Raw genomic sequence first — 8,715 nt, forward strand, 5'->3', positions numbered from 1 at the left:
CGGGCGTCTGGCCCGAGCGTGCGCCGGACCTCGGCGACGTAGTCCGGCGAAGATCCCTCTGCCAGGATCACCCCAAGCCCGAGAGCGCGCGCCAACTCGATGCCCTTTGGGCCGCGTACGCCCAAGCTGAGGGCCGGCGCACGCTCGGGTGGATGGGTCAGCGACACCGAGTCGAGGTGTACGTGCTCTCCTGCGTAGGTGACTTCCTTGCCGTCAAGGAGATCTCGCACCGTCTCCGAGACTTCCCGGAGGCAGGCCATGAGACTTGCCGGGTGCTGACCGACCTGCCTCAGCCATGCGGGCATGCCGTGGCCGATGCCTGCATGGAATCGACCGCCGGATAGACGGGCAACCGAAGCGAACTCCATCGCCAGATACATCGGGTTACGCACGGCCGCAGGTGCGATACCCAGGCCGACCTCGAGTTGAGTGGTCACAGCCAGCGCGCCTGCGACCTGAGCAATGCCGCCGGCTAGCGCCAGGTCTTCGCACACCCACAGTTCGGAGAAGCCCGCCACTTCGGCCGATCGAGCGAGCTGAAGCACGTCCTCGGTAGCACGTGCATCGATCTTGAACCCAATTGCGGGCACGAGGATCCCTTCTTCTTACGCCGATGCAGACAAGCCTCGAACGGTCGGTCAACTTGCCCAAGCTATCGATGAGGCAGCGCGCAGGTAAGACTCAACATGCGCATTCGGCGTACCGGATGATGCACGGTTCGCACAGCCATAGGAGGTCGAAAGACCTGGCACCCGAGATGATTGGAGCTAAACTCGAAGTGTCGGATTGACGTCCGTAGACGTTCCGACACGGCAAGCGGAAGGCGGCGATCACGTGTTCTTGCGCCGCTTCGGTAGAACTCGACAACGTGGCACTTGGTGGAAGAGGCTCGACGGGTATCTAAGCAGCTGCGACAGCCTGAAGTACTCCTCTTGCGGGTACGCCCAAGCGACTCCGATGTACCGAACGGACGACAGGCTGGCCGAGTACTAGTCACGGGATTCGCACGCCGCGTTATGAGATCCGTTGGTGGAGAGGGTGTTTAGCGGGTCCAGTTGGTTCGGTGATTTGGACTGATTGAGCTCGCCCGCGTCGATGACCGGGGCGGTGCCGGAGACGTAGCGTTCGTCTTCGCCGGCCAGATACCCGTCCGCGTTGCTTGCATCGACGGGATCCAGGAAGGGCACCGGCAGGGCACTGCATGACGGTCGCCGCTTCCAGTGCATCATGCTGTTTCGCGCCAGTCTCGGCCCAGCGAAGAAGCTGGTTGTCGGCGAGATCGATGATCATCATCGTGTTCACGTTGGTCGGGTTGATGGAGTTGACCCGGACGTCGCTCAAAGTCCGCCTTCGGGCACGTTGCGTCAGTACTCTCAAGATGAGCAAGAAACACCAACGAACCTGCACACTGCAGCAGCGAAGGCCTGGTTCACTTCATGTCAATGTCCATCGAAGCTGCATTGCAGCTAGAGGTCTTTACCCGCGTTCCGCAAACGGTGTATGCCGGGCGCCGCAATTTCGACCGTCCAGTGCGATGGGTGCATCCAACGGAGATCCCCGACATCGCTCAATTCCTCAGCGGGGGCGAGATGCTCCTTACCGCCGGCTTGGGCATCGGTGACACTGCGGACGGGCAGCGTCAGTACGTTCACGCCATCGACGATGCGCACGCGTCGGTGCTGATCGTGGAGTTGAGCGGACGGGCCTTTGACACGATGCCGGATGCACTCGTCGAAGCCGCGAACGAACGCGAGTTTCCTCTGGTGGGTCTAGCGGGTGAACTGCCGTTCGTCGAGGTATCTGCCCAGGTCCATGAATCGATCATCGATCAGCGTGTTCTCGATCTGAGCGCCTACGAGCGGCTCAACGGCACCTTCATGCAGCTCCTGCTTGCCGGCCGTGACCACGTGCATTTCACCGATGCCTTGGCCAGTGAGGTGGGTCGGCCCGTGGTGTTGGAGGACTCTTCCCGGCAGGTGGTCGCGTATTCGGGGAGCTCTGACATTGGCGACCTCGCCCTGAGGGAGTGGGAAAGGCACTCGCGGATCGACCATGATGCAGCGACTGCCAGCAGCGGCAGCGCCAATCATGCCGACATTTGCACCCGCAAGGCGGTGGTCCTTCGCGGGGAACGGTGGGGATGGCTGCATGTCCTGCACGGCGGCGAGCCGATCGTCGGAACGGCGGGGTACGCAATCGACCGGGCCGCCGACGGCATTGCCATCGCCTTGCTGGGCGCCCGAGAGAGCGGCGCTCGTTCAGCGCAGCGGCAAAACGCGCTCATCAGTCGACTATTGCTCGGCGACATCTCCGGCGACGCGTTCGTGACCCGCGCATTGCGGATCGGCAGGGATCTGCGGGACCGCGACCTGCTGGTGGTGTCGGTGTGCAGAGAGTCGACCGGCGCGAATTCGGGCGAGGATGCCATGGAGGAGTTGTGCCGTTCGCTGCGGGTGCCCGCGGTGGTCGCCGACCTCGGCGAGCACACGTTGGTCATCATGGGCCTGTCCCGGACCAGGTCGGAGAAGCAAGTAGTCGAGCATCTGACTGCGCTGGACCTGCGTGCCGGCATCAGTCGCCCGGTCACGGCAAGTCAGCTGCCTGCCGCAGTCGAACAAGCGCGTAGCGCAGCATCGGTGGCGTTGGCGAAGCCGGATAAGGCGGTGCACCGATTCGACGAACTCGGGGTACTGCGACTGCTGGCTTCACTGGCTGGTGGACCCGAATTGGCTCGCTACATCGAGGATGAACTGGGCCCGCTGCTCAAGCACGACGCCAAGGCGACCAACCCGCTCCTGCCGACCTTGCGCACGTATTTGTCGTGTGATGGAAAGAAGTCGCGAGCAGCCCAGTTGCTATTCATCCAGCGGCGGACCCTGTATTACCGGCTTGAGCGGATCGAGAGCTTGCTTGGGCGCTCGATGGACGACCCGGACAACCGTCAGGCGTTGGTATTCGCGGTCCGCGGACATGACCTGTTGCAGCGTGAGGTCCGCCAGTGAGGTTGGACCGCCACTCATTTCACGATGTGTGCATTGTGACGTCGCGGAATTCTCTGTATGACCATGTCATCTGACAGCCACCGCGCATAGCTTGGAGAGCAACTTCCGCTTGATCGGAGCGGACGGAATTGCCGTGCCGACCAACGGGAGCACTTAGGATGACCCAGCCTGTTCAGGCGCGGCCACTGACGCGGGCCCGTTACGCCGTGTTCGCCCTGTTCGCGTCCTTCGGGGTCGTGTTGTCCACCTGGGCCGTGCATCTGCCGGTGCTGCAGCACAATGTGGGACTGTCCAACGCAACGCTGGGGACGGTATTGCTGATCCTCGGCGCTGGATCGCTGGTGGGCATGCAGCTCAGTGGGGCGCTGGTCGATCGCGTCGGCAGTGGTCGAGTCGCCACGATCGCCGGCGCGGGGTTGGCGGCCGCGATCACGCTACCGCTGACTGCCTCTACGCTCGGGCAGGCCATCGCCGGAGCATTCGTGCTGGGCGTAGCAGCGGGTTGTGCCGACGTTGGAATGAATGCGCTCGCTGTCAGCGTTGAGCGCGATTACGGCCGACCGATCATGGCGTCGTTTCATGCGATGTTCTCCGTCGGAACCGTCGTCGGATCCTTGCTCGGCGCAGCGGGGTTCGCCTTGCGGCTGGGAATCCTTGCGATGACGACGATGATCGCGATCATCTGTCTGGCGATCGTCGGTTCCGCAGTGTGGGCTCTGCGCAACCATCGGGAACGCACGTCCGGCGGCCACCTCGAGGAGGCGCCAGTGCCCGTCGCGCCCACGACTGAGCGCCATCGTCGACGGGTCATCCTGCTTGGAATGCTGGCCTTCCTGTTCCTCCTGTCAGAGGGTTCGGCCATGGACTGGAGCAGCCTGCATGCTCAACAACATTTCGGCGCGCCCCCCTCGCTGGCGGCGTTGGCGGTTGGATCATTCGTGGTGGCCATGACTGCATCCCGTTTCGCGGTGGACCGGGTTGGCCAAGCCATGGGCCCGGTGTGGGTCCTCAGGGGTGGCGCGGTACTCGCAATGCTCGGCATGTTGACCGTCATCCTCGCCCCTGACCTACCCATCGTGCTGGTGGGCTGGGCCTTGTTCGGCGTGGGGCTGGCGGGCGGGTTACCCCAGGTATTCACTGCCGCAGGCAATCTCGGCGGCCTCACATCCGGGCGCACCCTGTCGCGAGTGGTGGGGGTGGGGTACCTGGCGATCATGGGTGGGCCCGCACTAATTGGTTGGATGGTGGAATTGGTGTCGTGGACGGGGGCGCTTCTGGTGCCGTTGTGCGCCATGCTGGTGTGTGTCCTTGCAGCACCGGTCGTGGCCCCCGCCAAACGCGTATGAGTGCGGGCTCGCGCCTTACGTCGCAACCCGCTCCGGAGCGGCCGCGTCGCGTCCTGCCAGCCTGTCGTCCCACACCTGAAGCACGTCCGCAGGGGTGCGCTTGGTCAGGAGGCTGCCTACGACGTAGGCGACGAGGCTCGCGGCCAACCCGTAGTAGATCGGCTCGTTCGCCAACACGTCGCCCACCGCGAACATCGTTCCAAGGGTGACGACGGTTCCGACGGCCATCGACCACAACGCACCGGTGCCCGTCGCACGCTTCCACAGGAAGCCGCCGAGGATGGCCACCAGCAGGCCACCTACCAGAATGTCGTAGGCCACCGTCAACGCGGCCACCACGTCGTTGAGCAGCGCTGCGATCACGATGACGGCGATACCGAGCACCGCCACGTAGAGCCGGTCGGAATGCACGTCATCCGCCCCGTCGCTTCGCTCGCCCCTGCCGCGCTCGGCGTTCTCGCCCTCGGCCGCCTCCGCGCCGCGGCCGATGAGCCGCTCCAGCAGAGGCTTCACGTCGGTGCGCGCCACGGTGGCCGTGGCGATCAGCGCCCCGGACGCGGTGGACATCATCGCCGCGACGGCGGCCGCCAGCACGATGCCACTGATGCCGACCGGCAGGATCGTCTCGGCGATCTGCGCGTACACGTCGTCCTTGGCCTTCACGTCGGGCAGGAACGTCGACGCAGCCATGCCGATGACCGCGCCCGCGACGCCGTACAGCACGCAGTAGACCGCCGCCGTCGTCCCGCCCCATTTGGCGACCTGGGGCGAGCGCGCAGTGAACACCCGCTGCCAAATGTCTTGGCCGATCAGCATTCCGAAGCTGTAGACGACGAAGAACGTGATGATCGTCGGTATTCCGATCGCGCCGAGGTCGAACACGGTGTCTCCGGCACGTTCCCTGATGCCGTCGAAGCCGCCCGCCTTGTTCCAGGTGAACGGCAGCAGCAGGAAGAAGATGCCGATCGTCTTGAGCACGAACTGCACCATGTCGGTCAACGTGATCGACCACATGCCGCCGATCGAGGAGTAGAGCATGACGATCGCACCGCCGATGATCACCGACACCGTCCGGTTGGTGTTGAACAGCACGTTGAAGACCGTGGCGTAGGCGATCGTCGACGTCACCGACAACATCAGCGTGTAGGCGACCATGACGATCCCGGATGCTGCCGTGGCGTCGACGCCGTAGCGCAGTTTGAGCATCTGCGCGACGGTGTAGACCTTCAACCGCTGGATACGTCCGGCGAAGACGAGGCTCAACAGCAGCAGGCCGACGGCGATGGACACCACCAGCCACATCCCCGAGATGCCCCATTTGTACCCGAGGCCGACGCCGCCGACCGTGGATGCGCCGCCCAGTACGACGGCGGCCATCGTGCCGGTGTACATCGCGGGGCCGAGCCGGCGCCCGGCGACGAGGAAGTCGGCCGAGTCCTTCGTTCTCGACTTGCCCCAGAAGCCGAACGCGAGCATGGCCGCGAGATAGAAGACGATGATGGCGATGTCAATGGGCTTGCCCATGGTGAAACTCCTCAGAGGTGGGTGGGGGCGAACATGCGCAGAAGCGCGGGAAGGACGACCACGGCCGGGCCGCGGGTGGTGAAGGTGCCTGCGACGATCTCGCCGACGGTGTCGAGCGTCGCCACGTGGGCGGGGATGCCGAAACTCGCTGCCAGGGCGGCGAAGTCGGGTCGGGACAATTCGGTGGCGGTGGCTTGGCCGAACGCGTCGGTCATGTATTCGCGCAGGATTCCATAGCCGCCGTCGTCGACGATCAGCCAGGTGACGTCGGCGTCGTGTTGGCGGGCCGTGGCCAGTTCGGCGATCGAGTACATGGCGCCACCGTCACCGGACACGGCGAACGTCCGCTCACCGGAACCGATCGCCGCCGCCACCGCCGCCGGGTAGGCGAACCCGAGCCCACCCGCGCCTTGGGCGGAATGGAACTCGCCGTCGAGTGGATCCCACGCCGACCATGCCCAGTACGCGGCAATCGTCATGTCCCAGAACGTGTGTGCGCCACTGGGGACCGCGGCCCGCAGGTCACGCATCAGTGCCAGCTCTGCGGCGACGCCCTGTTCGGCGAGCCTGCGCTGCACCGACTTTCGCAGTTCGGCCGCCGTCCGCTCGCCTGCGCCGCCGTCCTTACTCGAGACCTGCTTGGCCATCGCCTCGAGCGCGAGTGCGGCGTCGGCATGGATGCCGAGGCCGGGATGGTTGGCTTCGAGCACCCGCGGTTCGGCATCGACGTGGATGAGCCGGCCGCGCGGTGCGAACGTGAAGTAGTTGCTCGTCACCTCACCCATCGCGGTGCCGACGGCCAGCAGCACGTCGGCGTCCTCCAGGAGCTCAGTGGTGTACCGGTCCTCGATCCACGATGCCGCCGACAGCGGGTGGTCGAAGCGGATGGCGCCCTTGCCGCCCACGGTCGAGACCACCGGCGCGCCAAGCAGTTCGGCGAGGGCAGTCAGCGCTGCGGGCCCGCCCGCGGAGCGGCGCACTCCGCCGCCGGCCAGGATCACCGGTCGCGACGCGGAATCGAGCAGCGCCGCCGCCTCGGTGATGAGCTCGGCCCGGGGTGGCCGCTCGGCGACCCTGGCCACCACCGACGTCACCGGGGGCCCATCGGTCGGCTCGAGCAGCACGTCCTCGGGGATCTCCACCCAGGTGGGCCCTGCGGGGGCCGACTGGGCCAGCGCCCACGCGTCGGCCAGCAGGCTGGGGATCTCGGACGCTTGACCGACGACGGCGGTGCTCTTGGTGACGTTGGTGGCGCTGCGCTGTTGGTCGTCGAGTTGGTGCAGCATGCCCCGCCGAAGGCCGAGCCCGGCCCGAGGCACCTGGCTGGTGACGACGAGCAGCGGTACGCCCGTCGCGTACGCCTCCTGGAGCGCGCCCAGTGCGGTGAGCGCACCGGGTCCGGTGGACAGGAACAGCACGCCGACTTCGCCGGTGGCCCTGGTGTATCCGTCGGCGCCGAACGCGGAGTTGTTCTCGATGCGTGAGCTGACGAACGTCAGGTCGCTGCGCCGGATCGCGTCGAACAGGCCGAGCGCGTGCTGACCGGGGATGCCGAAGACGTGCGAAACCCCTAGCGCGGCCAGGGTTTCGACGACGACGTCGCCACCGTTGCGGGCGTGCGTCACGTGAGCGTCTCCTCGTGTCGTAGTGCCAGGAGCGACACCAGGTCGTAGGCGACGTGTGAGGCGGCCACCCCGGTGATCTCGGCGTGGTCGTAGGCGGGGGCGACCTCCACGACGTCGGCGCCGATGAGGTTCAATCCGCGGAAACCTCGCAGGATCTCGAGCAGCTCACGGCTGGTGATGCCGCCGGCCTCGGGGGTGCCGGTGCCGGGCGCATGCGCAGGATCGAGCACGTCGATGTCGATGGAGACGTACACCGGCCGGTCGCCGAGGCGCTGCCGCAACTTGTCGACCACCTCGACCACGCCTTGGTAGTACACGTCCGACGACGTCACGATGCCGAATCCGAACCGCCTGTCGTCCTCGAGATCCTTCTTGCCGTACAGCGGCCCGCGGGTGCCGACGTGGCTGAGCGCCTCGGTGTCGAGGATGCCTTCCTCGACCGCCCGCCGGAACGGCGTCCCGTGCGTGTACTCGGCCCCGAAGTAGGTGTCCCAGGTGTCCAGGTGCGCATCGAAGTGCACCAACGCGACCGGGCCGTGTCGCTGTGCGGCGGCCCGAAGCAGCGGAAGGGCGATCGTGTGATCTCCACCGATCGTCACCAGTCTGGTTCCGTCCGAGGTCAACTCGACCGCGGCGGCTTCGATGGTCTCGATGGCCTCGTGAATGTTGAACGGGTTCACCGCGATGTCGCCTGCGTCGGCGACCTGAGCGATTTCGAACGGCGAGACGTCCATCGCGGGGTTGTAGGGCCGCAGCAGTCGCGACGCCTCACGTACGTAGGTGGGGCCGAAGCGGGCGCCCGGCCGGTAGGACACCCCGGAGTCGAACGGAACCCCGGCGACGACGATGTCGGCGCGTGGTACCTGATCGAGGCGGGGGAGCCGGGCGAACGAGGCCGGGCCCGCGAACCGTGGCGTCTTGGAGGCGTCGATGGGGCCGACGGTGGTAGTCATGGGTGAAACTCCTCGTGGGGCAGGCGATCAGGCGGGCATGGGCGAGAGGTGCTCGTGGACGGCGAGGAGGCGGTCGCCGTCGAGCACGAAGACGATGGACTCGCGCTCGCGCAACGTGGTCTCCTGCCCATCGACCGAAGTGACGGTGTCGCACGTGTGAGTGAGCACGGCGAAGTAAGCGAACGTCTGCACCAGACGATCGCTGCTGACGCAGGACACCACCCGCCATCCGGAGTCGAGCCAGGATGCCCACACCGTCTCGTAC

8 protein-coding genes are annotated in these 8,715 nt (G+C 66.0%); 2 read left to right on the forward strand and 6 right to left on the reverse strand.

Going from position 1 to position 8,715, the window contains the following annotated elements; all coding sequences use genetic code 11:
- The coding region (locus tag QOC69_RS33085; protein WP_526446714.1) for an LLM class flavin-dependent oxidoreductase at window positions 1–590 on the reverse strand (590 nt) is incomplete at its 3' end.
- 399 nt (window positions 591–989) lie between these two features.
- Complete coding sequence (locus tag QOC69_RS33090; RefSeq protein ID WP_526446715.1) at window positions 990–1,229, reverse strand: hypothetical protein; 240 nt, start codon at window positions 1,227–1,229, stop codon at window positions 990–992.
- Window positions 1,230–1,442: 213 nt separating this feature from the next.
- Between QOC69_RS33090 and QOC69_RS33095 the strand changes: the two genes are divergently transcribed.
- The gene (locus QOC69_RS33095; protein ID WP_526446716.1) at window positions 1,443–3,002 is read left to right on the forward strand and encodes a PucR family transcriptional regulator; all 1,560 of its coding nucleotides are present in this window, start codon (window positions 1,443–1,445) and stop codon (window positions 3,000–3,002) included.
- Window positions 3,003–3,160: 158 nt separating this feature from the next.
- Complete coding sequence (locus QOC69_RS33100) at window positions 3,161–4,348, forward strand: MFS transporter (protein ID WP_526446717.1); 1,188 nt, start codon at window positions 3,161–3,163, stop codon at window positions 4,346–4,348.
- A 15-nt stretch (window positions 4,349–4,363) separates the two neighbouring features.
- Here the strand turns inward: QOC69_RS33100 and QOC69_RS33105 are convergent, their stop codons facing one another.
- From QOC69_RS33105 to QOC69_RS33120, 4 genes are all read right to left on the reverse strand, one after another.
- Window positions 4,364–5,872 carry a sodium:solute symporter family protein gene (locus QOC69_RS33105; protein WP_526446718.1) on the reverse strand — a complete coding sequence of 503 codons (1,509 nt, stop codon included), beginning with the start codon at window positions 5,870–5,872 and terminating at the stop codon, window positions 4,364–4,366.
- Window positions 5,873–5,883: 11 nt separating this feature from the next.
- The gene (locus QOC69_RS33110; RefSeq protein ID WP_526446719.1) at window positions 5,884–7,497 is read right to left on the reverse strand and encodes a thiamine pyrophosphate-binding protein; all 1,614 of its coding nucleotides are present in this window, start codon (window positions 7,495–7,497) and stop codon (window positions 5,884–5,886) included.
- Window positions 7,494–8,450, reverse strand: a complete 957-nt coding sequence (speB, locus tag QOC69_RS33115; RefSeq protein ID WP_526446720.1) for an agmatinase — start codon at window positions 8,448–8,450, stop codon at window positions 7,494–7,496. Before speB ends, QOC69_RS33110 begins: the two co-directional genes overlap by 4 nt.
- Window positions 8,451–8,477: 27 nt before the next feature.
- On the reverse strand, window positions 8,478–8,715 hold a 238-nt coding region (locus QOC69_RS33120; RefSeq protein WP_526446721.1), incomplete at its 5' end, for a nuclear transport factor 2 family protein.

The organism is Mycobacterium sp., assembly GCF_032162105.1.
In the GTDB taxonomy this organism is placed as follows: Bacteria; Actinomycetota; Actinomycetes; order Mycobacteriales; family Mycobacteriaceae; genus Mycobacterium.

Bases quoted from the DNA above. Each gene is read 5' to 3' on its own strand.
- speB (WP_526446720.1), bottom strand. From the start codon at position 8,450: ATGACTACCACCGTCGGCCCCATCGACGCCTCCAAGACGCCACGGTTC.
- QOC69_RS33100 (WP_526446717.1), top strand. From the start codon at position 3,161: ATGACCCAGCCTGTTCAGGCGCGGCCACTGACGCGGGCCCGTTACGCC.
- QOC69_RS33090 (WP_526446715.1), bottom strand. From the start codon at position 1,229: ATGATGCACTGGAAGCGGCGACCGTCATGCAGTGCCCTGCCGGTGCCC.
- QOC69_RS33095 (WP_526446716.1), top strand. From the start codon at position 1,443: ATGTCCATCGAAGCTGCATTGCAGCTAGAGGTCTTTACCCGCGTTCCG.
- QOC69_RS33105 (WP_526446718.1), bottom strand. From the start codon at position 5,872: ATGGGCAAGCCCATTGACATCGCCATCATCGTCTTCTATCTCGCGGCC.